The organism is Azospirillum sp. A29 (assembly GCF_042604625.1).
Taxonomy (GTDB): Bacteria; Pseudomonadota; Alphaproteobacteria; order Azospirillales; family Azospirillaceae; genus Azospirillum; species Azospirillum palustre.
In genome coordinates this window covers 2,126,362-2,152,039 of sequence record NZ_CP170466.1, presented here as the reverse complement: position 1 = coordinate 2,152,039, position 25,678 = coordinate 2,126,362, and the positions used below count along the sequence as shown (strand labels likewise).

At 67.2% G+C, this 25,678-nt stretch carries 25 protein-coding genes and 1 tRNA gene; 8 read left to right on the top strand and 18 right to left on the bottom strand.

Going from position 1 to position 25,678, the window contains the following annotated elements:
• Nucleotides 1–7: 7 nt before the first annotated feature.
• From pspC to ABNQ38_RS25195, 4 genes are all read right to left on the bottom strand, one after another.
• A complete protein-coding gene (gene pspC, locus ABNQ38_RS25210) occupies nt 8–409 on the bottom strand; it encodes an envelope stress response membrane protein PspC (protein ID WP_377808601.1) in 402 nt (133 codons plus the stop codon).
• A 62-nt stretch (nt 410–471) separates the two neighbouring features.
• The gene (gene pspB, locus ABNQ38_RS25205) at nt 472–699 is read right to left on the bottom strand and encodes an envelope stress response membrane protein PspB (RefSeq protein WP_098739033.1); all 228 of its coding nucleotides are present in this window, start codon (nt 697–699) and stop codon (nt 472–474) included.
• An 81-nt stretch (nt 700–780) separates the two neighbouring features.
• Nucleotides 781–1,452 (bottom strand): phage shock protein PspA, encoded by a 672-nt coding sequence (gene pspA, locus ABNQ38_RS25200; RefSeq protein ID WP_377808600.1) that lies wholly within the window; start codon nt 1,450–1,452, stop codon nt 781–783.
• 17 nt (nt 1,453–1,469) lie between these two features.
• Entirely contained in the window at nt 1,470–1,634 is a 165-nt protein-coding gene (locus ABNQ38_RS25195; RefSeq protein ID WP_199235430.1) for a hypothetical protein, read from the bottom strand.
• 179 nt (nt 1,635–1,813) lie between these two features.
• Between ABNQ38_RS25195 and pspF the strand changes: the two genes are divergently transcribed.
• Nucleotides 1,814–2,854 carry a phage shock protein operon transcriptional activator gene (pspF, locus tag ABNQ38_RS25190; RefSeq protein WP_377808599.1) on the top strand — a complete coding sequence of 347 codons (1,041 nt, stop codon included), beginning with the start codon at nt 1,814–1,816 and terminating at the stop codon, nt 2,852–2,854.
• Nucleotides 2,855–2,945: 91 nt separating this feature from the next.
• The gene (gene aceB / locus ABNQ38_RS25185) at nt 2,946–4,550 is read left to right on the top strand and encodes a malate synthase A (RefSeq protein ID WP_377808598.1); all 1,605 of its coding nucleotides are present in this window, start codon (nt 2,946–2,948) and stop codon (nt 4,548–4,550) included.
• 32 nt (nt 4,551–4,582) lie between these two features.
• Here the strand turns inward: aceB and ABNQ38_RS25180 are convergent, their stop codons facing one another.
• Nucleotides 4,583–5,350, bottom strand: a complete 768-nt coding sequence (locus tag ABNQ38_RS25180) for a class I SAM-dependent methyltransferase (RefSeq protein ID WP_377808597.1) — start codon at nt 5,348–5,350, stop codon at nt 4,583–4,585.
• A gap of 193 nt (nt 5,351–5,543) precedes the next feature.
• On the opposite strand from ABNQ38_RS25180, the gene ABNQ38_RS25175 reads away from it, so the two are divergent.
• A complete protein-coding gene (locus ABNQ38_RS25175; RefSeq protein ID WP_377808596.1) occupies nt 5,544–6,500 on the top strand; it encodes an acetyl-CoA carboxylase carboxyltransferase subunit alpha in 957 nt (318 codons plus the stop codon).
• A 128-nt stretch (nt 6,501–6,628) separates the two neighbouring features.
• On the opposite strand, the gene mgtE is transcribed toward ABNQ38_RS25175, so the two are convergent.
• Nucleotides 6,629–8,056, bottom strand: coding sequence for a magnesium transporter (gene mgtE, locus ABNQ38_RS25170; protein ID WP_377808595.1), 1,428 nt, complete (start codon nt 8,054–8,056; stop codon nt 6,629–6,631).
• A 379-nt stretch (nt 8,057–8,435) separates the two neighbouring features.
• Between mgtE and ABNQ38_RS25165 the strand changes: the two genes are divergently transcribed.
• Nucleotides 8,436–8,738 carry an STAS domain-containing protein gene (locus tag ABNQ38_RS25165; RefSeq protein WP_109051981.1) on the top strand — a complete coding sequence of 101 codons (303 nt, stop codon included), beginning with the start codon at nt 8,436–8,438 and terminating at the stop codon, nt 8,736–8,738.
• A 78-nt stretch (nt 8,739–8,816) separates the two neighbouring features.
• Here the strand turns inward: ABNQ38_RS25165 and ABNQ38_RS25160 are convergent, their stop codons facing one another.
• Entirely contained in the window at nt 8,817–9,137 is a 321-nt protein-coding gene (locus ABNQ38_RS25160) for a hypothetical protein (RefSeq protein WP_377808594.1), read from the bottom strand.
• A 385-nt stretch (nt 9,138–9,522) separates the two neighbouring features.
• Between ABNQ38_RS25160 and ABNQ38_RS25155 the strand changes: the two genes are divergently transcribed.
• A complete protein-coding gene (locus tag ABNQ38_RS25155) occupies nt 9,523–10,236 on the top strand; it encodes a phosphatase PAP2 family protein (protein WP_377808592.1) in 714 nt (237 codons plus the stop codon).
• Nucleotides 10,237–10,338: 102 nt separating this feature from the next.
• Here the strand turns inward: ABNQ38_RS25155 and ABNQ38_RS25150 are convergent.
• Nucleotides 10,339–10,423 (bottom strand) — tRNA-Leu (locus ABNQ38_RS25150).
• Nucleotides 10,424–10,609: 186 nt separating this feature from the next.
• Here ABNQ38_RS25150 and lipB point away from each other — a divergent pair.
• The gene (lipB, locus tag ABNQ38_RS25145) at nt 10,610–11,356 is read left to right on the top strand and encodes a lipoyl(octanoyl) transferase LipB (RefSeq protein WP_377808591.1); all 747 of its coding nucleotides are present in this window, start codon (nt 10,610–10,612) and stop codon (nt 11,354–11,356) included.
• On the opposite strand, the gene ABNQ38_RS25140 is transcribed toward lipB, so the two are convergent.
• The 5 genes from ABNQ38_RS25140 to ABNQ38_RS25120 form a co-directional block, all read right to left on the bottom strand.
• Nucleotides 11,353–11,865, bottom strand: a complete 513-nt coding sequence (locus ABNQ38_RS25140; RefSeq protein ID WP_377808590.1) for a hypothetical protein — start codon at nt 11,863–11,865, stop codon at nt 11,353–11,355. The two genes, lipB and ABNQ38_RS25140, sit on opposite strands and share 4 nt — an antisense overlap.
• A complete protein-coding gene (locus ABNQ38_RS25135; protein WP_377808589.1) occupies nt 11,852–12,730 on the bottom strand; it encodes a hypothetical protein in 879 nt (292 codons plus the stop codon). The genes ABNQ38_RS25140 and ABNQ38_RS25135 overlap by 14 nt, the downstream gene beginning before the upstream one ends.
• A gap of 90 nt (nt 12,731–12,820) precedes the next feature.
• Entirely contained in the window at nt 12,821–13,111 is a 291-nt protein-coding gene (locus tag ABNQ38_RS25130) for an acylphosphatase (protein WP_377808588.1), read from the bottom strand.
• Complete coding sequence (locus ABNQ38_RS25125; RefSeq protein ID WP_377808587.1) at nt 13,108–14,853, bottom strand: long-chain fatty acid--CoA ligase; 1,746 nt, start codon at nt 14,851–14,853, stop codon at nt 13,108–13,110. The genes ABNQ38_RS25130 and ABNQ38_RS25125 overlap by 4 nt, the downstream gene beginning before the upstream one ends.
• Before the next feature lie 175 nt (nt 14,854–15,028).
• On the bottom strand, nt 15,029–16,135 hold the full coding sequence (locus ABNQ38_RS25120; RefSeq protein ID WP_377808586.1) for a serine hydrolase domain-containing protein: 1,107 nt from the start codon (nt 16,133–16,135) through the stop codon (nt 15,029–15,031).
• A gap of 187 nt (nt 16,136–16,322) precedes the next feature.
• On the opposite strand from ABNQ38_RS25120, the gene ABNQ38_RS25115 reads away from it, so the two are divergent.
• Entirely contained in the window at nt 16,323–17,204 is an 882-nt protein-coding gene (locus ABNQ38_RS25115) for a hypothetical protein (RefSeq protein ID WP_377808585.1), read from the top strand.
• Nucleotides 17,205–17,234: 30 nt separating this feature from the next.
• On the opposite strand, the gene ABNQ38_RS25110 is transcribed toward ABNQ38_RS25115, so the two are convergent.
• The 5 genes from ABNQ38_RS25110 to ABNQ38_RS25090 all read right to left on the bottom strand — a co-directional run bounded on the left by ABNQ38_RS25110 (nt 17,235) and on the right by ABNQ38_RS25090 (nt 24,615).
• Entirely contained in the window at nt 17,235–18,122 is an 888-nt protein-coding gene (locus tag ABNQ38_RS25110) for an FkbM family methyltransferase (protein WP_377808584.1), read from the bottom strand.
• 61 nt (nt 18,123–18,183) lie between these two features.
• Nucleotides 18,184–19,737 carry a SpoVR family protein gene (locus ABNQ38_RS25105; protein WP_377808583.1) on the bottom strand — a complete coding sequence of 518 codons (1,554 nt, stop codon included), beginning with the start codon at nt 19,735–19,737 and terminating at the stop codon, nt 18,184–18,186.
• Between the two features lie 79 nt (nt 19,738–19,816).
• Nucleotides 19,817–21,109 carry a YeaH/YhbH family protein gene (locus ABNQ38_RS25100; protein ID WP_377808582.1) on the bottom strand — a complete coding sequence of 431 codons (1,293 nt, stop codon included), beginning with the start codon at nt 21,107–21,109 and terminating at the stop codon, nt 19,817–19,819.
• Between the two features lie 148 nt (nt 21,110–21,257).
• Nucleotides 21,258–23,204: a PrkA family serine protein kinase gene (locus ABNQ38_RS25095; protein WP_098739016.1), complete on the bottom strand. Its 1,947-nt coding sequence runs from the start codon at nt 23,202–23,204 to the stop codon at nt 21,258–21,260.
• Nucleotides 23,205–24,159: 955 nt separating this feature from the next.
• The gene (locus tag ABNQ38_RS25090) at nt 24,160–24,615 is read right to left on the bottom strand and encodes a response regulator (RefSeq protein WP_377808580.1); all 456 of its coding nucleotides are present in this window, start codon (nt 24,613–24,615) and stop codon (nt 24,160–24,162) included.
• A gap of 189 nt (nt 24,616–24,804) precedes the next feature.
• Between ABNQ38_RS25090 and ABNQ38_RS25085 the strand changes: the two genes are divergently transcribed.
• Nucleotides 24,805–25,671, top strand: a complete 867-nt coding sequence (locus ABNQ38_RS25085; protein WP_377808579.1) for a DUF4743 domain-containing protein — start codon at nt 24,805–24,807, stop codon at nt 25,669–25,671.
• Nucleotides 25,672–25,678: the final 7 nt, after the last annotated feature.

The window sequence follows — 25,678 nt, the reverse complement described above, 5'->3', positions numbered from 1 at the left end:
GCGGCAATCAGCGGTCCAGATCGCGGATCGCGCGGTTCAGTTCGAATTCCTTCGAGGCGACGTAGGCTTCCATCCCGACGATCCGCTTCTCCATGTCGCGGAAGCGCTGGGTCAGGCCGGCGAGCGTCCGGTCGGGCTTGGTCGACACCGTGCGCCAGAACGCCTCTTCCTCGGCATCGCGGTACAGCTGCGGCGGCCGCACCGGCAGCACGATCAGCGCGATCACATAGGCGATCACCAGCGGCACCGAAAAGAAGAACAGGGCGACCAGCATCGCCAGCCGGACGACGCCCGGCTGCACCCCGAAATAATCGGCGATGCCCGTGCACACCCCGCCCAGCACCCCGCGCTGCGGGTCGCGGTAGAGCCGGTGCGGATTCGGCGAGTCGTAGGGGGACGCGCGGTCCATGACTCCTCCCAAGAATTGAATGACACAGCCTGAAAAGGCGCGCTACCGCCGGCGAACCACCGTCACAGCTTGTTGCGCCAGTTCGGCGCCTCGGCGTCCAGCACGCGTTCGAGCTGATGGACGCGGGTCTCCAACCGGTTGGAGATTTCCCACAGTTCGGCCAGAAGCCGTTCGTCCTGCGCGGACAGCCCGCGCTGCGAGCGCCATTTGGTGATATAGTGGAAGACGATCCAGACCGGCGCCACCACCACTAGGAACAGCACCGCAAGGACGAAACCCAGGAACCCCATGGTCGTCGGGCCTTCTTATTGTCGTGAGGGGAGTGGGCGGGGCGTCATCGCCCCGCCCCGGCAGCCGGGTCCGATCCGCCGTCAGCCGTTGCGGCGGGCGGCGATGCGGGCCTTCAGCGCGGCCAGATCCTCTTCGACCTTCTGGCTCGCCTCAAGCTCGGCGATCTCCTCGGTCAGGCTCTTGGTGCGGCCGATGTCGTAGGACTCGACGCGGCCCTCCAGCTCGTCCAGGTTGCGTTCGACTTGCTCGAAGCGCGACAGCGCCTCGTTGATGCGCTCGTCATGCAGGGCGCCGCGCACCTTGACGCGGTTGGCCGCAGTCTGGGTGCGGGCGACCAGCGCCTTCTCGCGGGCCTTGGCATCGGTCAGCTTGGCCTGCAGGCGGCCGATGTCCTCGTTGGCCTTAGACAGGGCGGCTTCGACCTGCACCAGCTGTTCGGTCAGCGTGTCGGCCTGCTCGGCGACCTTCGACTTGGCGATCAGGGCGCCCTTGGCGAGATCCTCGCGGCCGGCGGTCAGCGCCACCTCGGCCTTGCGGTCCCACTCGTCGCGCTCGCGGCGCAGATCGGCGACGCGGCGTTCGATCTCCTTCTTCTCCGCGATGATCTTGACGGTGGAGGAGCGCACCTCGACCAGCGTGTCCTCCATCTCCTGGATGATCAGGCGGATCAGCTTCTCCGGCTCCTCGGCGCGGTCGAGCAGGGAGTTGAGGTTCGACTGCACGATGTCGGTCAGGCGCGAAAAGATGCTCATGATACGTGTCCCGTCAATCAGCCGAGGATGGCGCCGGCGACGATGCCGGCGAAGAAGAACAGCCAGCTTTCGGCCGGCCGGGTGGCGAGATAGTTGCGCACGCGGCGCGCCAGCGGGCGCCCCTGCGAAGCGTTGAAGCGGTCACCGCCGTAGCGGCGGCGGAAATCGCTGAAGTCGCTCATGGATGACCTCCTTGCCATGACAGAGCTATCGCAACCGCCGTGCCAATTCCGCCAAAAGGCAACCAACCCGTTGAAGCGCCTGGACATTCGGCGCTCCGGACCAGCAGGACCCATCCGTTGCCGTATCGCCATTCAGGCGATATTATCGCCAGATCGACGAACTGATGGTGAAATCTGCGATGACAGTTACTCCGCCCTCCCTCCTCGGCGAATCACCGGCCTTCCTGGCAACGCTGACCCATGTGTCGCGGGTGGCGCCGCTGGAGCGGCCGGTGCTGGTGATCGGGGAGCGCGGGACCGGCAAGGAACTGATCGCCGCCCGGCTGCATTACCTGTCGCAGCGGTGGGACCGTCCCTTCATCAAGGTGAACTGCGCGGCCCTGCCGGAGTCGCTGCTGGATTCGGAGCTGTTCGGGCATGAGGCCGGGGCCTTCACCGGCGCCACCCGCCGGCAGATCGGCCGGATCGAGCAGGCGGACGGCGGCACCCTGTTCCTCGACGAGATCGCCACCGCCTCCCCGGCCGTTCAGGAAAAGCTGCTGCGCGCCGTCGAGTATGGCGAGATCGAGCGGGTCGGCGGCCGCACCGCCACCGTCGATGTGCGGGTTGTCGGCGCCACCAACGCCGACCTGCCGGCGCTGGCCGCCGCCGGCCGCTTCCGCGCCGACCTGCTGGACCGGCTGGCCTTCGACGTGGTGACCCTGCCGCCGCTGCGCGCCCGCCCCGACGACATCCCGCCGCTGGCCGAGCATTTCGCGCTGGGCATGATCCGCGAGCTGCAACGCGCGCTGTTCCCCGGCTTCACCGATGCGGCACTCGACCGGCTGTGCGGCCATGACTGGCCCGGCAACGTGCGCGAGCTGCGCAACGCGGTGGAGCGTTCCGTCGCCGCCGCCGACCCCGACGAGCCGCTCGACCACATCGTCCTCGATCCCTTCGAGTCGCCCTGGCGTCCGGCCGCCGCCCCGACTGCCCGTCCGGAGGCAGCCCGTCAGGACACGGCGTCCCCCCAGGCGAAAGCCCCCGCTCCTGCCCACTCCTTCGACGGCGGCATCCTCGATCAGGTCCGCGCCTTCGAGGCGTCGATCCTGCGCGACGCGCTGGAGCGCAACCGCTTCAACCAGCGCCAGACCGCCGAGGCTCTCGGGCTGGGCTATCACCAGCTGCGCGGCATGCTGAAGAAGCATGGGCTGATCCCGCCGGCCCATCTGCGACCTTAGGCCGTCCCCGGACCATCCGTTTCCCGTGTTATACCGGATGCCCAACCGCCGAGAGAGCGGTTCGCCACGTTACGGGATGGGGAGCAGCACGATGGCCACCAGCATGTCCGGTCTTGAGATCCGCGGTCCGATCAACCCCGGTTTCGAGGAGATCCTGACGCCGGAGGCGATGGCCTTCCTGGCGGAGCTGGAGGGGCGCTTCGGCGGCGAGCGGCTGCGGCTGCTGGATGTGCGGACCAAGCGGCAGGCTTTGCTCGACCAGGGCCACAAGCCGGACTTCCCGCCGGAAACCCGCGCGATCCGCGACGCCGACTGGACGATCAGCCCGCTGCCCGTCGACCTGCTCGACCGCCGGGTGGAGATCACCGGCCCGGTCGACCGCAAGATGGTCATCAACGCGCTGAACAGCGGCGCCAAAATCTTCATGGCCGATTACGAGGATGCCACCTGCCCGACCTGGACCAATCTGGTCGAGGGGCAGATCAACATCCGCGACGCGGTGCGCCGGACCATCACCCACGAGGATCCCGCCAGCGGCAAGAAATACCGCCTCGGCGACAGGACCGCGGTGCTGAAGGTCCGGCCGCGCGGCTGGCATCTGGAGGAGCGCCATGTGCTGATGGACGGCGAGCCGATGTCGGGCGCGCTGTTCGACTTCGGTCTGCATGTTTTCCACAACGCCAAGGAGCTGCTGGCGCGCGGCAGCGGTCCCTATTTCTACCTGCCCAAGCTGGAAAGCCATTTCGAGGCGCGGCTGTGGCGCGAGGTCTTCCTAGTGGCGGAGGAGTATCTCCACCTGCCGCACGGCTCGATCAAGGCGACGGTGCTGATCGAGACCATCCTCGCCGCCTTCGAGATGGACGAGATCCTGTATGAGCTGCGCGAGCATTCCGCCGGCCTGAACTGCGGCCGCTGGGACTATATCTTCAGCTTCATCAAAAAGTTCCGCAAGGACCCCGCCGCCGTCATGCCCGACCGGGCGGAGGTGACGATGGCCACCCCCTTCCTGTCGGCCTACAGCCAGCTGGCGATCCGCACCTGCCACCGCCGCGGCGCGCCGGCCATCGGCGGCATGGCCGCCTTCATCCCGGTGAAGGACAACCATGAGGCCAACGAGGTCGCCTTCTCCCGCGTGCGCGCCGACAAGGAGCGCGAGGCGTCCAACGGCCATGACGGCACCTGGGTCGCCCACCCCGGACTGGTCCCGGTGGCACGCGAGGTGTTCGACGCCTACATGCCGACGCCGAACCAGATCGCCCGCAAGCGCACCGACGTGACCGTCACCGCCGCCGACCTGCTGGCGGTGCCCGCCGGGCCGAAGACCGAGGCGGGGCTGCGCAACAATGTGGCGGTCGGCATCGGCTATATCGAGGCATGGCTGCGCGGCCAGGGCTGCGTCCCGCTGTTCAACCTGATGGAGGACGCCGCCACGGCGGAAATCAGCCGCACCCAGGTCTGGCAGTGGGTCCACACCGGCACCGCGCTGGACGACGGGCGGGTTGTGACGCTGGACCTCGTCGACCGCATCGTCGCCGAGGAGCTGTCCGCCTGGGAAACCCGCGTCGGCGCCGATGCCTATGCCAAGGGCCGCTACGCCGACGCCGCCTCCCTGTTCCAGGATCTGGTGGCGCGGGAGGACTTCACCGACTTCCTGACCCTGCCGGCCTATGAACGCGTGGTGGCGGAGGGAGCGTAAAGGGAAAACGCGGCAGGGGGACGCAGCGCCCCCTAGCCCACCCGCCCCAGCCGGACCGTCAGCGGCCAGCGGATCCGCCGCTCCGTTTCCGGATCGCCCCACAGCGGCGCGATCTCCTCGGCAAAATCCTCCAGCGGATTGTCGCCCAGCGCCTTGGTCGCCGCCTTCACCCCCGACCATGTGTTCATGTAGCCGAGCAGCCGCGCCAGCGGCCACGTTGCCTCCATCGCCAGCGACGGCACCGGCAGCTCGGGAAACGGGAAGTCCATGCCGCGATAGCCCTCGATCACCTTCCAGCGGTCGGCCGGCCAGTACGGTCCCAGCGTGCCGTTGTGGAATCGCTCCACCACCGGGTCCAGCACGGGATCGTCCAGCCACTGCCGGCCGTAGCAGACCAGCGCCACCGCCGCCCCCGGCTTCGCCACCCGCCGCACCTCGGCATAGAAGCGCGCCAAGTCGAACCAATGCGCCGCCTGCGCCGCGACGATCAGGTCGCAGCAGCCGTCGCGCAGGCCGCTTTCCCCCGCCGGGGCGACGGCATAGCGGACGCGATCATGCGCGTCTGCCTGGGCGATCTGCTCGGCGCTGGCATCGGTGGCCTGGACCGCCGCAAAGTGGCCGGCCAGCGCCACGGAAAACTGCCCGTTGCCGCAACCGACGTCCCAGGCCAGCCCGCGCGCCGGCGCCGCATCGGCCAGGGCGGCGGCCAACCCGGGCGGATAGGTCGGCCGGAAAGCGCGGTAATCGCCGGCATGGCCGGAAAAATGGTCCTTGAAGGAAGGCGGGGGGAAGGAACGCATGGGATGGGATCGCCTCGATCAACCGGGACAACGATTAGGCTTGGAATTTCCCGGGCGATGAGGATAAACCCTGTGGGTTCGTCGCGGAACCCTTCCCAGGGTGACCCGCACCTTTCCGCTGTGGCGCAGGCGCGCCGGGCGTGCTACCAAGCGCGCGATTTTTCGTGCGCCTCGCCAACCACCTGTGTCCGGCATGCAGACCTTCCTGGAATTCGAAAAGCCCATCGCCGAGCTTGAAGGCAAGATCGAGGAGTTGCGGCACCTGACCAACGCCGGCGACATCAACATCGCCGACGAGGTCGCCAAGCTGCAGTCCAAGGTCGACAAGCTCCTGCGGCAGACCTACGCCAAGCTCACGCCCGCGCAGAAGGTACAGGTGGCCCGCCACCCCAACCGGCCGCACTGCCTGGACTATGTGCATGGCCTGATCGAGGACTTCACGCCGCTGGCCGGCGACCGCCATTTCGCCGAAGACCGCGCGGTCATCGGCGGTCTGGGTCGCTTCCGCGGCCGGTCCGTGGTGGTGATCGGCCAGGAAAAGGGCAACGACACCGAAACCCGCGTCCGCCACAATTTCGGCATGGCAAAGCCGGAAGGCTACCGCAAGGCCCAGCGCCTGATGGATCTGGCCGACCGCTTCAAGCTGCCGGTCGTCTCGCTGGTCGACACCGCCGGCGCCTTTCCCGGCGTCCAGGCGGAAGAGCGCGGCCAGGCCGAGGCCATCGCCAAGAGCATCGAGCGCTGCCTGCGGCTGAACGTGCCGATGGTCGCCTCGGTCATCGGCGAAGGCGGCTCGGGCGGCGCCATCGCTATTGCCACCGCCGACCGCGTGCTGATGCTGGAACATGCCATCTATTCGGTGATCTCGCCGGAAGGCTGCGCGTCGATCCTGTGGCGCAGCTCCGACATGGCGGGCGAGGCGGCCATCGCGCTGCGCCTGATCAGCCAGGACTTGAAGGAACTGGGCGTCATCGACCATGTGGTGAGCGAGCCCATCGGCGGCGCCCACCGCGACCCGGCCGAGACGATCAGGAAGCTGGGCGACTGCATTGAGGAGTCGCTGGGCGAGCTGGACGGGCTGGACGGCGTCACCCTGCGCGCCAAGCGCCGCGAGAAGTTCCTGGAGATGGGGCAGAAGGGGCTGGGCTGAGGCCCGGCCCTTTCCCGCCTCTCCATTCGTTTACCTTTTCCACCCCTCCCCGCGTTCGGCCCGCTCCTCGGTCGAGCGGGGCGGGGAATGGATAAGGCAGCGGGCGCCATCGCCCCGCACCCTGCTCCCTACAGCAGGAACACCGACGCTAGTCCGAGGAACGCCAGGAACCCGACGACGTCCGTCACCGTCGTCAGGAACACCGCGCTCGACACCGCCGGGTCCACCCCCAGCTTTTCCAGTCCCAGCGGGATCAGGGCACCGCTCAGGCCCGCCACGACCAGATTGATGATCATGGCGAGGCCGATGACGACGCCGATCAGCGGGCCGTACCAGACCAGCGCGATCAGTCCGACCATCACGGCGAAGATGCCGCCGTTGATCAGCCCGACCAGCAGTTCCTTCCCCACCACGCGCATCGCGTTGGCCGACGACAGGTCGTGAGTCGCCAAAGCTCGGACGACGACGGCCAGCGTCTGGGTGCCGGCATTGCCGCCCATCGAGGCGACGATGGGCATCAGCACCGCCAGCGCCACGATCTGCTCGATGGCGCCCTCGAACAGCGAGATGACGCCCGAGGCCAGGAAGGCGGTGCCGAGGTTGATGGTCAGCCAGCCGACACGGCTGCGGGCGATGTCGCCGATGCCGCTGAACACGCCGGTGTCGCCCGACCCGCTCAGCTTGCGCAGGTCGTCGTCCGCCTCCTCGTCGATGATGCGCACGACGTCGTCGACGGTGATGACGCCGATCAGCCGGCCGGCGGCATCGACCACCGGGGCCGAGACCAGGGCATATTGCCGGAACAGGTTCGCCACCTCCTCACGCTCCATGGTGGCGGGGATGGCATCGACCTCGCCGGTCACCAGATCGGCGATGCGCACGGCCCGGCGCTGGCGCAGCAGGCGCGACAGCGGCACGGCCCCGACCACCCGGTGCATCGGGTCGACGATGAAGATGTCGTAGAAATCCTCCGGCAGCGTGTCGGTCGCCGCCCGGACGAAGTCGATGGTCTTGCCGACCGTCCAGAATTCCGGCACTGCGACCAGCTCGCGCTGCATCATGCGGCCGGCGCTGTCCTCGTCGTAGGTCAGGTTCTCCTGAACCAGGGCGCGCTCGGCGTCGGGCAGCTTCGCCAGGATCTGCGCCCGCGTCTCCGCGTCCAGATCCTCGATCAGTTCCACCGCATCGTCGGTGTCGAGATCGGCGACGGCGTCGGCCAGTTCCTGCGGCTCGAACCGCCCGATCAGCGATTCGCGCAGGTCCGGGTTCAGGTAGGACAGCACCTCGCCGTCCAGCTCGGTGGGCAGCAGGTCGATCAGGTCGGCGCGCTCGGCCGGCTCCGCCTGTTCGATCAGGTCGGCGATGTCGGCGGCATGCAGCCCGTCCAGCCGCGCCAGCACGGCATCGCGCTCGCGGGCGCGCAGAAGGCCGGCGATCTCCTCCACGAAGTCCGGCTCGACGCCGTAGCGACGTTCTTCCTCCACCTCCTGGCCATGGCCATGGGGGTTGGCGGCGCTGTCCGTCCGCGGAACCGGTACATGGGGATCGGTGTGCATGCCGGCACCCTCCCTTCGACGATGCAATCCCCGAATGCCAAGCCGGAATGCCGGAGGTCCCGCGGCGAGGGAACGGCGGCAAGGGAAAGGCTGACACCTCCGCGACATCGGACGGCGGCCGGCGGCGTTCAGGGTTTGCGGGTTGTGGAAGCCTTCCGGCCGGTTCCGGAGACCCGCTGCACAGGAGCGGGACCGGTGTCGGCGGAAGCGACCCCGACATAGAGGCGTCGCCCCGGTTTGTCCAGCCCGCTTCGGCACCGGCCGGCCGGCTCGGTCGCTTTTGCCACCATACCCTTGCACCGCCGCAACCCTTCATGCTCCCATGGGCCGGCGGCGCATCGCAGGTACCGCATCATGGGGAGAGGGACTGGACGGGCCGATGGAGTATGCCTTCACCACTGTCGACGGTTGCGACGGCATCCTGTTGTCCGGCCGCTGCACCTATGAGGATGGCAACCGCTTCCATGACATGCTGCGCGACTGGGATTTCGCAGCCAACCCGGTGGTCCGGATCGACCTGCGTTTCGTCACCTTCATCGATTCCGCCGCCATCGGGATGATGTTCATCCTGGCCAACCGCTGCCGGGAGGCCGGCGGCCACATCGTCGCCAGCGGCGCACCCCCTCACATCGTCCGCGCGCTGCGCCGCGCCGCGCTGGACCGCTACATCGAGTTCCGCTGAAAAAGACGAAAAGCTGAAAAGACGACGGGCGGCGCCGTACCGTGCGCCGCCCGTCGTCTTTTCAGTTCCAGAGGCCGATCAGGTCGGGCTCGGCACCGCAGCGGCCGTATCGACGCCGAGCTTGGCGCGGGCAAGGCTGTTCAGCGCCTCGGTATCGGCGAAGACGTAGCCCTTTTCGATCAGCTTGGACGTGTAGCTCTTGTTGTAGAGAAACGCGGCGATGATGCTGGAAATGTTACCGGTGAAGAAGGCCAGCACCGTCAGAAGAAGTCCCATTCCCCAGTCGCCGCGGAACAGGGCGGGAAAGCCGCCGAAGAACAGTGTGGTCCAGCTGAACCCGACCAGCCCCTTCTTGGTAAGCCCCGTCTGCGGGTGCTTCATCATCACGACAGTCGCCATCAAATCCCCCATGCAATCCGTATCTTGAATGGCTTGGCGTATCGCCATCCACTCCGTCTCTCGCAGCGCAGGATATTACCACTTTCGATAAGCAGCAAGAGCAGGGCAGACAAACAGCAGGGCAATTGTTCTCTGGCAGCATCATTCAGCCGATTATATTTTCTTCATGTTATCGACGCTGATATCAAATGCTTCTTCTTTTCATGAAGAGGCCCGCTGTCTGCAATCGGGAGTGTATGGCCCGGCGCCAGCGCGAGGCATCGGCGGGAGAGGCACCCCGAAGCCGCCGACCCTGACCCGGATGGCGCTTTCCGATGCTCCATTGACCGCCCCTGTCATGGAACCGCAACACTTTCCCTCCCCCGTCCAGCAGAGGAGACGCCGTATGGAGTCTCTGCATCGCCTCGACCAGACGCTGCTGCTCTGGCTGAACCAGTTCGCCGGCCACAGCGCGGCCTTGGACATGGCGGTGCGCGGGATCGCCAACATCTATCTGGTCAAGCTCGGCCTGTTCAGCGCGGCGCTGTGGTGGCTCTGGTTCCGCCGGGAGGACACGCAGGGCGGACGCCAGCTGGTGGTGGACGCCATCGCCGCCGTGGTGCTGGCGGTGGCGGCATCCATCCTGATCCAGGCGGTGATGCCGGCCCGGCCCCGACCGCTGCACGATGCCGGCCTGCCCTTCGTCCCGCCCATCGGCCAGAGCCGCGAGGCGCTGAAGAACTGGAGTTCCTTCCCCAGCGACAATGCCGCCCTGGGCTTCGCACTGGCCGCCACCTTCGTCCGCGCCTCCCGCCCGTGGGGACTGCTGGCCTGCCTGTGGGCGGCACTGGCGATCTCCCTGCCGCGGGTCTATCTCGGCCTGCACTACCCCGGCGACGTCACCGGCGGCGCGCTGCTGGGCATCCTCAGCGCCGTGGCGGTCGCCCGGCTGCTGCCGATGGACGGCGTTCACCGGCTGGTCGCCTGGATCGAGGAACGCTGGCGCCCCTGGTTCTACAGCGGCGCCTTCCTGGCGATCTACGAGATGATGGTGCTGTTCGAGGATGTCCGCCGCGCCGCGGGCGGAGCATCGAAGCTGCTGCACGCGCTGGCCGGCTAGAACCCGGCAAGGCCCGGACACGAAAAAGCCCGCTCGGTCTTGCGACCTGCGGGCCTTTCGTCTTTCCCGTATCCCCGGGATGGTCCCATCTGCATGGGAAAGTGGTGCGGTCGAGAAGACTCGAACTTCCACGGGTTGCCCCACAGCGACCTCAACGCTGCGCGTCTACCAATTCCGCCACGACCGCATCAGGCTGGTAGTCCCCGACGCTCGCTTGCGCGCCTCATCGGGTGGAGCGGGTAGATATCAGCTTCCCGACGGTCGATCAAGCGCTACAATCATCTTCTGCGAAGAAAAATTCGGAACGGCCCTCCGGCCGGTCCAACGAGACCCTTGCCGGCACCGCCGCCCATAGCGCCAGAGACCCCATCGAATGACCTCCCCCACCAGCCAGCTTGCCAGCCAGCCCGCTAGCCTTTCCGCCAGCCAGCCCGACAGTTCCCCCCCGCGCCAGCCGATCGAGTGGCGCATCTCCGACGAGCCCGTGCCCTACCCCGATGCCATCGCCGAGATGGAGGCGCGCGTCGAGGCGATCCGCGCCGGCACGGCACCGGAACTGGTCTGGCTGCTGGAACATCCGCCGCTCTACACCGCCGGCACCAGCGCGCGCGACGAGGATCTGCTGGAGGCCGACCGCTTCCCCGTCTACCGCAGCGGTCGCGGCGGCCAGTACACCTATCACGGGCCGGGACAGCGGGTTGCCTACGTCATGCTGGACCTGAAGGCGCGCGGCGCCGACATCCGCGGCTTCGTCCGCGATTTGGAGGAGTGGATCGTCCGCACGCTCGCCTCCTTCAACATCAAGGGCGAGCGGCGCGAAGGGCGCGTCGGCATCTGGGTCGACAAGCAGCCCTATGGCGGGCTGAAGGGGCAGGAGGACAAGATCGCCGCCATCGGCGTGCGGGTGCGCCGCTGGGTCAGCTTCCACGGCATCGCCCTGAACGTCGAGCCGGACCTGTCCCATTTCGGCGGCATCGTCCCCTGCGGCATCGCCGAGCACGGCGTCACCTCCATCGTGGCGCTGGGCCAGCTGGTGACGATGGAGGATGTGGACTCCGCCCTGATCGCGGCCTGGCCGGAGGTGTTCGGCGGCCCGCTGCGGGATGGGTCGGAAGTCTAATACTTCTTGAACCCGCCGGCGGCCGGGGCAGCAGCCTGGTTGCCGGCGGGGTTCACCCGCGGGTCCTTGTTGTCCATCGACTGCACGGTGCAGTTGGTCGAATCGCCGTTGCGGAACAGGTAGATCTTCTTGCGGTCGGCCTTCTTGCCGGGGTCGTGCAGGTTCAGCCCATGGCCGAAGGCGACGCCCAGCACCTCGCCCTTGTAATAGGCGCGGAACCGCATCGGCTCGATTTCGCTGAAGCGCAGGGCGGCGCAATCCTTGCTCAGCTCCTTTTCGAAGGTGCCGGCCTTGCGCCAGTCCTCCTTGGAGCGGATCGTCATCCATTGCGACGGCAGCGCATACTGCACAATGGGCGGCGCAATGGGCAGGTTGGCCCCCGGCTGCGGCGGCGCCTGATGGCCGGGCTCCGTCCGCTCCAGCGCACCGGCCAGCGCCGGGACGGCCCCCGGCAGCACCAGTGCGCACAAGGAAAGGACCGCCAAGAAGCGCACATCAAATCCGGACATCGAACCCACGCTCCTTCCCCTCGCCCACCGCCTTCTCTTTGGCCGGTCCGCGTTCGGGCGGTGCTGGGTCCACCGCCTCTCCAAGCCGGCCGGAAAGCGTCAGCGACAGCTCCATCGCCCCGCCATCGGCAGGCGCACCCAAGGGCGACAGCGTCACCGTGCCTTCCAGACCTTGCGGCGGCGCGGCCATCGCCGCGGTCAGCATCTCCATCACCCGGCCGAGATCGTCGATGGCGACCCGGTCGGTCTCGACCGTCAAACCCTTGCCCGGCCGGATGGCGGAGCGGAGGGCGCCGAGCATGGCGGCCAGCCCCTCCCCCTTCTCCTCCACCGGCACCCGCGCCAGCGCAAGGGCTGCACCGTCCAAACGCAAGCCCGCCGTCCCATCGCACAGGGCAAGGCCGATCCCGCTCAACTCAACCGCCACCTCCTGCCGGACATCGTCTGCCAAGGGCTGCAACGCGCCGGCCGGACCATCCAGCGCCGCGACGGCTACCCGGCGCTCGGCATCGCCGAAGCGGGCGGCCAGTGCCGCCTCCGCCGCCGCGGCCTCGCTCCCGTCCATCCCGAAGGCGGTCAGCAGCCGCCCCAGATCGCGCGCCAGCGCCCGGATCGCGGAGTCCAGCCGGTCGGCAAGGTCATCGTCACCCGCCGGAGCTTGGAACGGGCGTGCCGGGGCATCCTCCACCGCCGCCGGCCCCAGGCTGAGACGGACGGCGGGGTCGTGCCCCGTTACAGTGGAGGATTTCGGAGCCGGGGCGGCCCCCGGCTTGCGGCCAGCCTTGTCCTTGGCCTTCGCCGCCTTGGCGAACACTCCGGTGAGCATGGCCTTCATCCCGGCCACATCCGATTTGCTGGCGGTCATCCCGGCCGTCGTCCCTCAACCACAAGGACCAAAACCCGCGTCCACCGCCAGCATGCCGCCATCATGGTTAGTGGAAGGCTAACGCGGGGCTCACGCCGTCGGCCGCTGCTCGAACCCGGCCATTCCCGGATCCTGCTCCGGTTCGGACACAAGGTCGCGGACGATTGCCGACGGCGGGCCGCGGCGGCAGTCCTCCAGCATGCGGTCGACCGCATCGGCGGGACCGGCGAACAGGGCCTCCACCGTGCCGTCGCTACGGTTGCGCACCCAGCCGGTCAGGCCGAGCGCGCCGGCCCGGTCGACGGTCCAGCCGCGATACCACACTCCCTGCACCTTGCCCTGGATGCGGACACGCACCGCCTTACGATCCACCGCGCTCATGCGGCGCCATCCTTTGCGGCGTTGCGCCTGCCCTGCTCCTCGTCCAGCAGGGCCTTGCGCGACAGTTTTCCGATCATGGTCTTGGGCAGCTCCTGGCGGAACTCCACGACCTTCGGCATCTCGATGGGCGACAGCTTGTCCTTCAGGAAGGCGATCAGCGCCTCGGCGGTCAGGCTCTGGCCGTCGTCCAGCCGGACATAGGCCTTGACCGTCTGGCCGCGATACTCGTCCGGCACGCCGGCCACCACGCATTCGGCGACGGCGGGGTGCAGGTAGATCGCCTCCTCCACATTGCGGGGATAGACGTTGAAGCCGCTGCACAGGATCATGTCCTTGATGCGGTCGACGATGGTGGTGTAGCCGTCCTCGTCCATGATCCCGACATCGCCGGTGTGCAGCCGCCCGTCGATCAGCGTCTGCGCCGTTTCGGCCGGGCGGCGCCAATAGCCCTTCATCACCTGCGGCCCGCGGATGCAGACCTCGCCCTTCTCGCCGGGGGGCAGGACACGGCGCGGCTCCTCCAGGCTGACGATTTCGATGATCGTGCCGGGCAGCGGCAAGCCGATGGAGCCCTTCTTGTCGCTGTGCAGCACCGCCGGGTTCACCGTCGCGACGGGCGAACATTCCGACAGGCCGTAACCCTCGACCAGTGTGCAGCCGGTGGTGCGCTCGAACGCCTCCTTCACCTCCAGCGGCAGCGGCGCCCCGCCCGACATGCAGAAGCGGATTGAGGACAGATCGTAATCCTTCAGGTGCTTGTGATGGTTGATCGCCGTGTAGATGGTCGGCACCGCCGGGAACAGGGTGATCCGCTCCTTCTGCAAGGTGCGCATCACCTGTTCCAGTTCGAAGCGCGGCAGCAGGATGATCTCCGCCCCCAGATGAAGGCCGAAATTCATCACCGCGGTCATGGCGAAGACATGGAACAGCGGCAGCACGCCCAGCATGCGCTCCTGCCCGTCTTCCGCACCGCCCTCCCCCGGCTTGCGCTCCTTGGCCGCGTACCAGGTCGCGCACTGGATGGTGTTGGCGTAGAGGTTGGCGTGGGTCAGCATCGCGCCCTTCGGCACGCCGGTGGTGCCGCCGGTGTATTGCAGAACCGCCACGTCCTCGCGCGCATCGATGGCGACCGGGCTCGGCCGGCCGTCGTTGGCGATCAGCCTGGCAAAGGGGATGTGGCGGTCGTCGCGCGGGATCGCCGCGATCTCCGCCTTCTTGGCGATGGGGAACAGCCAGTTCTTCGGGAAGGGCAGGATGTCGGCCATGCGGCAGATCACCAGCCGCTTCAGCCCGGTCTCGGCCAGCATCCGCGCCATCTTGTCATAGAGCAGCTTCAGGTCCAGCGTGACCATCAGGTCGATGTCGCTGTCGCCGATCTGATGGACCAGTTCGCGTTCGGCATAGAGCGGGTTGAAATTCACCACCGTGCCGCCGGCCTTCAGGATGGCGAAGAAGGCGACGACATAATAGGGCGTGTTGGGCAGGAACAGCCCGACCCGCGTCCCCTTCCCCACCCCGATGGCCTGGAAGCCGCGGGCGGCGCGGTCGACCAACCGGCCCAACTCGCGGTAGCTGGTGCGCTTGCCGAGGAAATTCAGGCAGGGCCTGTCGCCATGGCGGGCGACCGCTCCCTCCAGCAGTTCGGTCAGCGGCCGGACCGGGATCGGCATGGCCCAGTCCACCGTCGGCGGGTACGAGGCCAGCCATGGATAATCGGGCAGCTTGCGGGCGGCATCTCCCATCGCGCGGTTCCTCCCCCATTGGTTCCTGCTTCCGGTTGCCGGTTTCGTCCGGCACCGTCTTCTCCCCCAAGCCTACGCCGGGAAGCGGGGAATTGTCCCCTGGAGAGGAGATGGGATCGCGATACCCATGAACAAGCAGGCCATGAACAAGCGGAGGATGTGGTGCCGCGCTCCCTTATCGACTGCGCAGCCGGTGCAGCACCTCCACCGCCATCCATTCGGCGAGGTTGCCGTCCTCGCCATCCAGGAAGACGGCGACGGAGACCGGGACCGGCCCCGGCGCGTGGTAGGCTGCCGGCGTCACCCCCGGACCGCCGCCGGTGTGGCCCCAGTAGGGACCGGCCGCCGGGTCCAGCTCCACCATCATCCCCAGCCCATAGGACGGCTCGACCCAGGGACGCCCGCCCATCGGCCCGCCGACCTGCAGCCCATCGCGCATCCGCCGCAGCAACGGACCCGGCAGATACTCCTCGGTCAAACCATGAATGAGCCGGCAGGCGTCCGCCGCCGTCATCGCCACCACCCCATGCGACACCCAGCCGGGATGATAGGCCTCCGCCACCGCAGCCCCGCCGAAGGCCGGGCTCGGCCCGAAGAACAGCCCGTCGAGATCGGCGCGGTCACGCAGCAGCGACGCACTGGCGAGGCCGAGCGGCGCGAAGACCTCGCGCCCCAGAACCTCGGCGAGCGAAGCGCCGCCCGCCCGCTCCAGCAGCCGGCCGATCAGCAGATAGCCGATGTTGGAATAGGCAAAGCTGCCGACCGGCGGTCCCTCCAGTCCGTAGCGGGCCAGGAACTCGTCGCCACTCCAAGGCGCCGCACCCGCGGCGACGGCGGCGTGATAGTCGGCCTGTCCGCCATAATCGGGCAGGCCGGCACGGTGGGTCAGGATCTGTGCCACGGTGACCGATCCCGCCCGCCCGACCAGTTCCGGCAGCCAGCGCTCCGCCGGCCCATCCAGTTCGACCACGCCGCGGGCGGCCAGCCGCAGAACCGCGGCGGCGAGGATCGTCTTGGTCAGGCTGTAGACCAAAGCGCGCCGGTCGGCCAAATCCTCGCCCGTCGCCCCGCTGCCCGTCGCCCCGTCGTGCCTCCCCTTCCGCCGCAGCTCCAGCGTCCGCACCGGTTCCGCATCGGCGCCCCGGCCGCGGGCGATGGCGACGAGCGCCGTGGAAGCCGAGGCCGGGCTTGCGCTGTCCTCCTCCAGCAGGCCGGCGAGCGCCACGGTCAGCACCGCCAATCCAGGATCCGCCCCAACCGCCCCGTTCCTGTCCTTGCCCATCGCCTGTCCGCTCCCCGCCGCCGTTTCCGTTTGTCCTCACAGATAAGAAGGCCGTCGGGCGGCAAATGAAAATCCGGTCCGATCCTACTGGGGCGCCCCTCAACTGTCCCATTAACCATAGCCGGCCGCTGACGCACCCCACGAGTTGGGCTATCCTGATGCGACCGCCCGTGTGGAGGGCCGCGCCATGCCCGTGATGGACGCCGACCAGCGCCGTAAACTGGAAGATCAGCTGCTTCGCAAGGCGGAGGAAGCGGCCCGGATCCTGCGCCGGGAGGCGGAAACCGGCGATCCCGCCCATGTCGACTCGCTGGCGGAGGGGCTGGCCGGGCTGCTGAAGACCCGGGAATTCCCCAGCCTGCGTGCCGCCGAGTTCCGCGAGCTGTCCCGCGTCTATCAGCGCGGCGCCTACCAGCGCAGCGTCGATTCGCTGCTGGTCCAGGCCGAACGCTGCGGCCATCGCGGCGACGAAAAGGGGCGCAACGCGCTGCTGACCCAGGCCAAGGACCATTTTGCCAAGGCCCTGCGTTTCGGTGCCGACGACGAATTCCGCCACGGCGTCGAACGGCGCGTGCAGGCGACGCTGATGACCAGCAAGGACGGGGTGGACGACCGCACCAAGCAGGCGGCCAAACGCAAGCTCGACCAGCACGATGTCGGCGCCAGGCCGCCGAACGGGATCGAACGCCGCCGTGCCATCCGCTATGCCGATCCGGTCCTGGCGGTGGAGGCGGAGGGCCGGCGCTGCACCACGATCAACTGGTCGACCCGCGGCCTGCTGGTCGATCTGCCGCCGGAGGAGTTCGCTCATGCCGTCGGCGGCAAGCTGCGGCTGGACCTGCATTGCCCGGACATTCCGGAAACGGCCGGCCCAGAAACAGGCCGTCCGGAAACAGGCCGTCCGGACAAAACCGGCCATCGGGTCGGCGGCCGGCAGATCGCCCATGTGGTGCGTCTCGACCCCGACCGCCACGCGGTGGCCCTGTCCTTCCCCGACATCAGCACCGTGATGCTGGACCTGATGCACGCCATGAAGGAAGCCGGCATCAAGCCCGAACCGGAGCGCTGATGCGACCATCCTCAGGCCGGCGCCGTCCCCTCATCCGCCGACGAAGCGCCCGTTGTGGCCGCGCACCAGCGGATGTTCGTCCGGACCGGCGACCGGCAGCAGGCCGTTGATGCGCGCCCCCGCTTCCGCCGGCAGGCAGAACAGGTTGATCCCCATGCCGAGCCCGTGGATTTCCGTCCCGTTGTCGACCAGCCCATAGCCGAAGATCGCCTCCGACCGGCCGGCGAAATTGGCGGGATTGTGGAAGGCCGGCAGATACCAGTAGCAGGCATAGCCCAGCTCGCCGAGCAGGCGGATCAGGGCGGCCGACCGGTCGGGACGGTCGTTCTCCACATACAGGACCGGCCGGTCGCGGGCGATCAGGCCGCGCGCGCCCTCCAGAACCTCGGCCTCCATGCCCTCGACGTCGATCTTGATCAGGCGGATGCGGCCCGCCCCCTCACCGCACAGCCCGTCCAGGCGATGCACCGGCACCGGCCGGTCGCCGGCCAGTTCGTCAAGGGACAGCGCGCCGAAATTGCCGTCCGCGTCCATCGCCACCGCGGCGAGATGCAGCATGCCGTCGGCAGCCCCGGCGGCGGCCAGCAAGCCGTCGGCCCAGTCCAGCCCGTTCAGCGCCAGATTTCCGCAGAGCAGCCGGTGGTTGGCATCGACCGGCTCCAGAGCCAGCACCCGGCCGGCGGGGCCGACCAGCCGCGCCAGCGCCACCGTGTGGGCGCCGATGTTGGCGCCGACGTCGATCACCCGGTCACCGCCCCGGACGCACTGGCGGAACAGTGCGACCTCCTGCTCGAAATATTCACCGTAATAGCCGAGCGAACGCCCGACGACGCTGTCGGTCCGCCGGTACATCATCAGGCCGTGCCGCGCCTTCACCAGCCCGACCGGTCCCTCTCCACCCAGCAGATCGTCCGCCATCACCCCCTCCCGCCGCTCCATCGGCCGGAAGTGTAGCGGAGCCGGGGGAGAGGGCAAGGCATCACCCCACGCCGATCCCGCTGGGCGCGGTGACGGCGTGCTCCTTCAGGATCGCCTCGGAGATCGCCGACACCTCGATCAGCTGCACCTCGTAGCCCCACAAATTGGCGATGTGGCGCAGCACCGCCTTGGCGTCGCTCTCGTCCAGCAGCACGCCGTTGGTGACGCGATGCTGCAGGATCAGCTTGCGGTCGCCGGCGAGATCGACGTCGACGATCTGGATGTCCGGCTCCAGATAGCCCAGGTCGTACTGGCGGGCCAGCTTCTTGCGGATGTCGCGGTATCCGCGCTCGTTGTGGATGTGATCGACCAGCAGATAAGGGTCTTCGGCGTCGTCGCGCACGCTGAACAGCTTCAGCTTCCGCATCAGGTGCGGGCTGAGATATTGCAGGACGAAGCTCTCGTCGCGGAAGTTGGCCCAGGCCTCGCGCACCGCCGCCATGCCGTCGCCGCGGCCGGCAAGTTCGGGGAACCACTGGCGGTCCTCGTCGGTCGGCTTCTCGGCGATGCGGGCGATGTCCTGCATCATCGCGAAGCCCAGCGCGTAGGGGTTCAGGCCGGAGAAGCGCTTGTCGTCGAATTCGGGCTGGAACACGACGGACGTGTGCGAATGCAGGAACTCCAGGAAGGCGCCTTCGCTGATCTGGCCGGTCTCGTGCAGGCGGCTCATGATCTGGTAATGGACGTAGGTGGCGCAGCCCTCGTTCATCACCTTGGTCTGTTTCTGCGGATAGAAATACTGCGAGATGTGGCGGACGATGCGCAGCAGCTCGCGCTGCCAATGCTCAAGCCGCGGCGCCTTCTTCTCCAGGAAATAGAGGATGTTCTCCTCCGGCAGGCCCAGCAGCTTCTTGCGCTCCGACACCGACTTGGCGGGGCGCGGGCCGGCGGCGGTTTTGGGCACCGTGCGCCACAGGTCGTTGAAGGTCTGGTCCTGATATTCCTGCCGCTCGCGCTCGCGCCGCTGCTCGGTCCGCAGGTCAGAGCGCTTCTTCGGGTATTTGTGCACGCCCTGGCTCATCAGCGCATGGGCAGCATCCAGCACCCGCTCCACTGCGGCATGGCCGTAGCGTTCCTCGCAATGGGAGATGTAGGTCTTGGCAAATTCCAGATAGTCGAGGATGCCCTGGGCATCGGTCCATTGCTGGAACAGCTGGTTGTTCTTGAAGAAATGGTTGTGGCCGAAGGCGGCGTGGGCGATGACCAGCGTCTGCATCGTCATGGTGTTTTCTTCCATGATGTAGCTGATGCAGGGGCTGGAGTTGATGACGATCTCGTAGGCGAGGCCGCGATAGCCCTTGCGGTACATCATCTCGTCGCGGGCGAAATGCTTGCCGAAGGACCAGTGCTTGTACATCAGCGGCATGCCGATGGACGAATAGGCGTCGAGCATCTGCTCGGCGGTGATAACCTCGATCTGGTTGGGATAGACGTCGAGGCCCATCTCCTTCAGCGCGATGTGCTCGATGGCGTCATAGACGCGCTTGATCTTGTCGTAATCCCACTCGACGCCGTCATACAGCAGCGCCTCGGGTCTGGTGATCACAGCGGTCATTCTCGATCTCCCCCTGCCGCCCTTCTGCCCCCTGTCGGGGATGAGGGCGGTGATTTCCCTTTATCCCCTCAGGCGCCCCTTACGCTCCCGCCTTCTCGCGGGCGAACAACTCGCGGAAGACCGGGAAGATTTCCCGGCGGGAGCGGACGCGGCGCATCGCCAGCGGGCGTTCCGGGCTTTGCACCTGCTTGTAGGTGCGCCACAGCTCGGTTTCGCGGCCCAGTGCCGACAGGCCCATATTGTGTTCCGCCGCCACCTCGATGTAGGCGAAATACTGGCACATCGGCAGGATGACATCGCGCAGCAGGGTCGCCGACTTGGCATTGTCCGACGACATGTTGTCGCCGTCCGATGCCTGGGCGGCGTAGATGTTCCATTCATTGTGCGGGTAGCGCTCCTGCACCACCTTCTGCATCTCCTCCAGCGCCGTCGACACCACGGTGCCGCCGGTCTCGGTGGAGTAGAAGAAGGTTTCCTCGTCCACCTCCTTGGCCTCGTGGGTGTGGCGGATGAAGACGATGTCGACCGAGCGGTAGCGCCGCCGCAGGAACAGGTACAGCAGCATGAAGAAGCGCTTGGCCAGATCCTTCATGTGCTCGGTCATCGAGCCGGACACGTCCATCAGGCAGAACATCACCGCCTGGGCAATCGGCTTCGGCACCGATTCGAACCGGTTGTAGCGGACGTCGATCGGGTCGATGAAGGGAATCCGGCGGGAACGCAGGACGATGTGTTCCAGCTGTTCGCGCAGCGCCTGGATCTGCGTCGCGTCCTCGCCGGACTCCTCGGCCTCGCGCAGCATCTCCTCCAGTTCGCGGATCTCGTCGCGCTTCGGGCGTTTCAGCGCGATGCGGCGCGACAGGCTGTTCCGCATGGTGCGGACCAGGTTCAGGTTGGCGGGCGACCCCGACACCGAATAGCCGGCCCGCGTCAGCGTGTGCGATTCGGACTGCTTGACCTTCTGCTTCACCAGATCGGGAAGCTCCAGATCCTCCAGGAAGATGTCGAGGAACTCGTCGCGCGACAGGACGAAGCGGAATTCGTCCTCACCCTCGCCGTCGGCGCTGCCCTCATTGCCGCGGCCACCGCCGCCGCCGTCCGGGCGCTGGATGGTGTCGCCTTCCACATATTCCTTGTTGCCGGGCACGACATAGTCGCGCACCCCACCCTGGCTGGCGCGGTGGAAGGACGGTTCGCGCACGCCGCCGGCGGCGATCGTCACCTTCTCGCCGTTCTCGATATCCTGGATGCCCCGTTTTCCCGAGGCGTCGCGGACCGCCTTGACCACCTGTTCCTTGGCACGGCGCAGGAAACGCTGGCGGTTGGCCAGGCTCTTGCCCTGCGGGTTCAGGCGACGGTCGATGATGTTCATCAAGGGGCTGGCCCTCCCACCCGTTTCGTCACGCGGCCTTAGGATTCTGACAGCTTTCTATGACAGTGGGGTTGCCGCGGGGCGTTGCAACACCCCGTCCCGCGGCAATTAAGCGCCCCCTCGGTCCACCTGTCCCGACCCGCCGGCCTCAGCCCGCCTGCTTCACCCGCATGTACCACTCGACCAGCCGGCGGACCTGCCGCTCGGTGTAGCCGCGCGTCATCATGCGCGAGACGAACTCGGTGTGCTTCTTCTCGGTATCGCCGTCCTTCTTCGAGCCGAAGCTGATCACCGGCAGCAGATCCTCGACCTGGCTGAACATCCGCTTCTCGATCACCTCGCGGATCTTCTCGTAAGAGGTCCAGGACGGGTTGCGGCCGGAATTGGCCGCCCGAGCGCGCAGGGCGAACTTCACCACCTCGTTGCGGAAGTCCTTCGGGTTGGCGATGCCCGCCGGCTTCTCGATCTTGGTCAGTTCCTGGTTCAGCAGCTCGCGGTTCATCAGCTGGCCGGTGTCGGGATCCTTGAAGTCCTGATCCTCGATCCAGGCATCGGCATAATCGACATAACGGTCGAACAGGTTCTGGCCGTAGTCGGAGTAGGATTCCAGATAGGCCTTCTGGATCTCGTTGCCGATGAACTCGGCGTAACGCGGGGCGAGCTCGGCCTTGATGAACTCGACGTATTTCTTTTCCGTCTCCTCCGGGAACTGTTCGCGGCGGATCGCCTGCTCCAGCACATACATCAGATGCACCGGATCGGCCGAAATCTCGGTCGAGTCGTAGTTGAAGGTCGAGGCGAGCACCTTGAAGGCGAAGCGGGTGGAGATGCCGCCCATGCCCTCGTCGACGCCGCCCTGGTCCTTGTACTCCTGCATCGACTTGGCTTTGGGATCGGTCTCCTTGACGCTCTCGCCGTCATAGACCCGCATCTTGCTGTAGACGCTGCTGTTCGGATGCTCGCGCAGGCGCGACAGCACCGAGAAGCGGGCCAGCATCTCCAGCGTCGCCGGCGCGCAGGGCGCGGTCGACAGATCGGAGCCGTTGACCAGCTTCTCGTAGATCTTCTGCTCCTCCGCCACCCGCAGGCAGTAGGGGACCTTGATCACGCAGATGCGGTCGATGAAGGCTTCGTTGTTCTTGTTGTTCTTGAAGGTCTGCCACTCCGCCTCGTTGGAGTGGGCCAGGATCACGCCCTGGAAGGGAATGGCGCCGATGTTCTCCGAGCCGACATAGTTGCCCTCCTGCGTCGCGGTCAGCAGCGGGTGCAGCATCTTGATCGGGGCCTTGAACATCTCGACGAATTCGAGCATGCCCTGGGTCGCCCGGTTCAGGCCGCCGGAGAAGCTGTAGGCGTCGGGATCGTTCTGGCTGTAGATCTCCAGCTTGCGGATGTCGACCTTGCCGACCAGCGACGAGATGTCCTGGTTGTTCTCGTCGCCCGGCTCGGTCTTGGTGACGCCGATCTGGCGCAGCTTGCTGGGGTGGAGCTTCACCACCTTGAAGCGGTTGATGTCGCCGCCGAACTCGTCGAGGCGCTTGACCGCCCACGGGCTCATCAACCCGGTCAGGCGGCGCTTGGGGATGCCGAAGCGCTCCTCAAGCTCGTCGCCGATCTCGTCCGGGTTGAACAGGCCGAGCGGGCTTTCGAAGGTCGGGCTGATCTCCTTGCCGGCCTTCAGCACATAGATCGGGCATTTCTCCACCAGCGACTTCAGCCGCTCCGCCAGCGACGACTTGCCGCCGCCGACCGGGCCCAGCAGGTAGAGGATCTGCTTGCGCTCCTCCAACCCCTGCGCTGCGTGCCGGAAGAAGCCGACGATCCGTTCGATCGTCTCTTCCATGCCGTAGAACTCGGAGAAGGCGGGATAGACCTTGATGGTCCGGTTCATGAAGATGCGGCCCAACCGCGGGTCGCGGGCCGTGTCGACCACTTCCGGTTCGCCGATGGCCGCCAGGATGCGTTCGGAGGCCGAGGCGTAGGACATCGGGTCGTCGCGGCACAGCTGGAGATAGTCCATCAGGGACATCTCGGTTTCGCGGCGGGTCTCGTAATTCTGCGTGTAGCGCGTGAACAGTTCGTCGGCCGGGAACATTCGTCGCTCCGTCTTATCTGGTCCGATGCGCCGGGGGGCCGCCGGTGGCTGCGGCGGCAGGGCACGGCGCATGCCGCGATCCAAGGGGCACTCCAGGGAAGACGCGGACCGCGCGGGGTCCGCAGCCTCCCCGCTCAGCGATAGAAGCCAGCGGTCTGGTGTAAGGAACGGTCCTGTGAAGGCCGGGAGAGGTCCGTCTCGCGACGCGGCGACCCCCGAACGAGTCATTTTTGAATGTAATGCTCCACTTGGAGCTTTCCAGGCACTCAGGCTCCATAGCCGGAAAGCCCGCGGTGAAGCTGGCCCTGGCCATAGGACCTAGGTCCTGCGGCCGGTATGGGTGCGACGAGCGCACCTTTTCAACCCAAGCGCGTATCTGCCGTGCATGCGTCGGAAGGTTCGGCGAAAGACGTGTGACGGTGTCAGGAGAAGACGGCGTGGAACCGGCGGCAATCGTCGTTGCCCGTCCGATCGGGAAGAACTGCCCAGTGCGATGCGACCCAAGCGGGTTCCATCGGGCGCTCCTTGTCACGCCATCGGCCTCCTCAAGCAGACGCGCCGCCTCGACCAAGCACGGCGCAGGGATTTACCGTCGATGCTGAACTCCAAACCTTAACAATTTCCGGTAAGGGGCCTTGCGGTCTGCCGCAGTGTCGGCCACGGCCTCGCAACACCTCCTCCAACACTTCTTTGAGGTCATGTTGCGTCCCAATCGTCCTCATCAACAAGGCGGAAATTGGGTGAGGATGGGGCACCAACGCGGCACGGTGGAGGGTTACCGCTGGATTACCGAATTGTTTCAATGACTTGGCACGCTTGCCACGGGGTGGGAAATTTTATGGGCGGGTCTGCGACCCCCGTTTGGCGCCAGTTGCGGCAGCAATCTCCGGCGGTAGACCGGACTTTCGGACAATACCGACAGCCGTCCCGCCGAACCTCCCCTCAGCATGGCCCCTCAGGCCGGCTGCCAAGCCTTCACCCCGATGCTCAGCGCCTCGCGCAGGCTTGCAGGGGTGACAGGCTTGGCCAGCACGGCGTGGGCGCCGCTGTCGCGCGCCTGGGCTTTGCGGTCGTCATCGACGCGGCCGCTCATGAACACAACCGGCAGGCTGCTGTGGCGCGACTCGCCGCTGGTGCGCAGCGCCCGGAGGAAACCGAATCCGTCCATCGGCTGCATCTCCACATCGCACAGCACCAGATCGGGCGCGTGGGCGGCGACCAGGGCCAGTCCCGACTCGCCGTCGGCGGCCTGATGAACCGCCTTGACGCCCAGCGTGCCCAGCATCTTCGCCAGCACCATGCGGGTGAAGGATTCGTCTTCGACCACCAGGACCGACAGGGCGCCGAACGGCGTCCCCGTCTCGCCTGACGTCTTGCCTGCCGCAGCGCCCTCAGCCGACCGGTCAGTCACCACGCCCCGCCCTTTCGCTTGAGCGACCGGCCGGCGGAATGCCGCCGACGGTCATTTCGTGACCCGACCTGTGTACGATGGCAACCAGGGACGCGCAAGGTGTCCAAAAATACGAGGGTGCCCACTGTCCTGGCCCATGCGCTGGATGAACGGTTGCACCGGTCCGTCCGCCCCGCTTAGATGGGCGGCATGAGCTTCCTCGATCACATCCGCGCCTGCAACGCGCACGACCTGTCCGGCTTCCGCCCGTTCGAGCTGGACGGCCACACAGTGGGCTGGGTGCGCCATGCCCTGGCCGAGGCGCTGCCCGAGGTCGATCCCGGCTTCGTCGTCACCGCCGACCGGCTGACCATCGCGCCCGAGATCCGGGATTTCGAGGCGCGCTCCGCCCTGCTCGACCATGCCGCCGCCTATCTGGTGGAACAAGGAACGGTCAAGGCACTGCGCGGCGAATATTACCCGGTCCTGCCGCGCTGGGGGGCAGAGCCGCTGGCCCGGCTGGACCGCGCTGCCGTCGGCGCCTTCGGGATCGAGGCTTATGGCCTGCACATCAACGGCTTCGTCCGCGACGAATCCGCCGGCAATGGGGCCGGCGGCCTTCTGCTGTGGGTCGGCCGGCGCGCCAGCGACCGCGAGGTGGCACCGGGCCAGCTCGACAACCTGATCGCCGGCGGCCAGCCCATCGGCCTGACCCTGGCCGAGAATCTGGAGAAGGAGGCGGCGGAGGAGGCAGGGCTTGATGCCGAGACCGCGCGGCGCGCCGTGCCGGTCGGCGCCATCAGCTACACCATGGAGACGCCGGCCGGGCTGAAGCGCGACCGCCTGTTCGTCTACGATCTGGAACTTCCGCCCGGCCTCACCCCCGTCAACACCGACGGCGAGGTCGAGTCCTTCGACCTCTGGCCGCTCGACAAGGTGGCGGCGTCGGTGCGCGGCACCGGCGACTGGAAGTTCAACGTGACCCTCGTGGTGGCCGATTTCCTGATCCGCCACGGCTGGCTGACGCCGGAAAACGACCCCGATTATCTGGAGATCGCCCGCAGCCTGCGGCGGTAAGCCCGGC

Coding starts and splice junctions, on each gene's coding strand:
- ABNQ38_RS25135 (WP_377808589.1), bottom strand. CDS start 12,730: ATGACCGCCAGCAAATCGGATGTGGCCGGGATGAAGGCCATGCTCACC.
- pspF (WP_377808599.1), top strand. CDS start 1,814: ATGACAGTTACTCCGCCCTCCCTCCTCGGCGAATCACCGGCCTTCCTG.
- ABNQ38_RS25100 (WP_377808582.1), bottom strand. CDS start 21,109: ATGAACATCATCGACCGTCGCCTGAACCCGCAGGGCAAGAGCCTGGCC.
- ABNQ38_RS25095 (WP_098739016.1), bottom strand. CDS start 23,204: ATGTTCCCGGCCGACGAACTGTTCACGCGCTACACGCAGAATTACGAG.
- ABNQ38_RS25155 (WP_377808592.1), top strand. CDS start 9,523: ATGGAGTCTCTGCATCGCCTCGACCAGACGCTGCTGCTCTGGCTGAAC.
- ABNQ38_RS25120 (WP_377808586.1), bottom strand. CDS start 16,135: ATGGGCAAGGACAGGAACGGGGCGGTTGGGGCGGATCCTGGATTGGCG.
- pspC (WP_377808601.1), bottom strand. CDS start 409: ATGGACCGCGCGTCCCCCTACGACTCGCCGAATCCGCACCGGCTCTAC.
- ABNQ38_RS25180 (WP_377808597.1), bottom strand. CDS start 5,350: ATGCGTTCCTTCCCCCCGCCTTCCTTCAAGGACCATTTTTCCGGCCAT.
- pspA (WP_377808600.1), bottom strand. CDS start 1,452: ATGAGCATCTTTTCGCGCCTGACCGACATCGTGCAGTCGAACCTCAAC.
- ABNQ38_RS25085 (WP_377808579.1), top strand. CDS start 24,805: ATGAGCTTCCTCGATCACATCCGCGCCTGCAACGCGCACGACCTGTCC.
- ABNQ38_RS25140 (WP_377808590.1), bottom strand. CDS start 11,865: ATGTCCGGATTTGATGTGCGCTTCTTGGCGGTCCTTTCCTTGTGCGCA.
- ABNQ38_RS25110 (WP_377808584.1), bottom strand. CDS start 18,122: ATGGCGGACGATCTGCTGGGTGGAGAGGGACCGGTCGGGCTGGTGAAG.
- pspB (WP_098739033.1), bottom strand. CDS start 699: ATGGGGTTCCTGGGTTTCGTCCTTGCGGTGCTGTTCCTAGTGGTGGTG.
- ABNQ38_RS25175 (WP_377808596.1), top strand. CDS start 5,544: ATGCAGACCTTCCTGGAATTCGAAAAGCCCATCGCCGAGCTTGAAGGC.
- ABNQ38_RS25195 (WP_199235430.1), bottom strand. CDS start 1,634: ATGAGCGACTTCAGCGATTTCCGCCGCCGCTACGGCGGTGACCGCTTC.
- aceB (WP_377808598.1), top strand. CDS start 2,946: ATGGCCACCAGCATGTCCGGTCTTGAGATCCGCGGTCCGATCAACCCC.
- ABNQ38_RS25130 (WP_377808588.1), bottom strand. CDS start 13,111: ATGAGCGCGGTGGATCGTAAGGCGGTGCGTGTCCGCATCCAGGGCAAG.
- mgtE (WP_377808595.1), bottom strand. CDS start 8,056: ATGCACACCGATCCCCATGTACCGGTTCCGCGGACGGACAGCGCCGCC.
- lipB (WP_377808591.1), top strand. CDS start 10,610: ATGACCTCCCCCACCAGCCAGCTTGCCAGCCAGCCCGCTAGCCTTTCC.
- ABNQ38_RS25125 (WP_377808587.1), bottom strand. CDS start 14,853: ATGGGAGATGCCGCCCGCAAGCTGCCCGATTATCCATGGCTGGCCTCG.
- ABNQ38_RS25160 (WP_377808594.1), bottom strand. CDS start 9,137: ATGGCGACTGTCGTGATGATGAAGCACCCGCAGACGGGGCTTACCAAG.
- ABNQ38_RS25165 (WP_109051981.1), top strand. CDS start 8,436: ATGGAGTATGCCTTCACCACTGTCGACGGTTGCGACGGCATCCTGTTG.
- ABNQ38_RS25105 (WP_377808583.1), bottom strand. CDS start 19,737: ATGACCGCTGTGATCACCAGACCCGAGGCGCTGCTGTATGACGGCGTC.
- ABNQ38_RS25115 (WP_377808585.1), top strand. CDS start 16,323: ATGCCCGTGATGGACGCCGACCAGCGCCGTAAACTGGAAGATCAGCTG.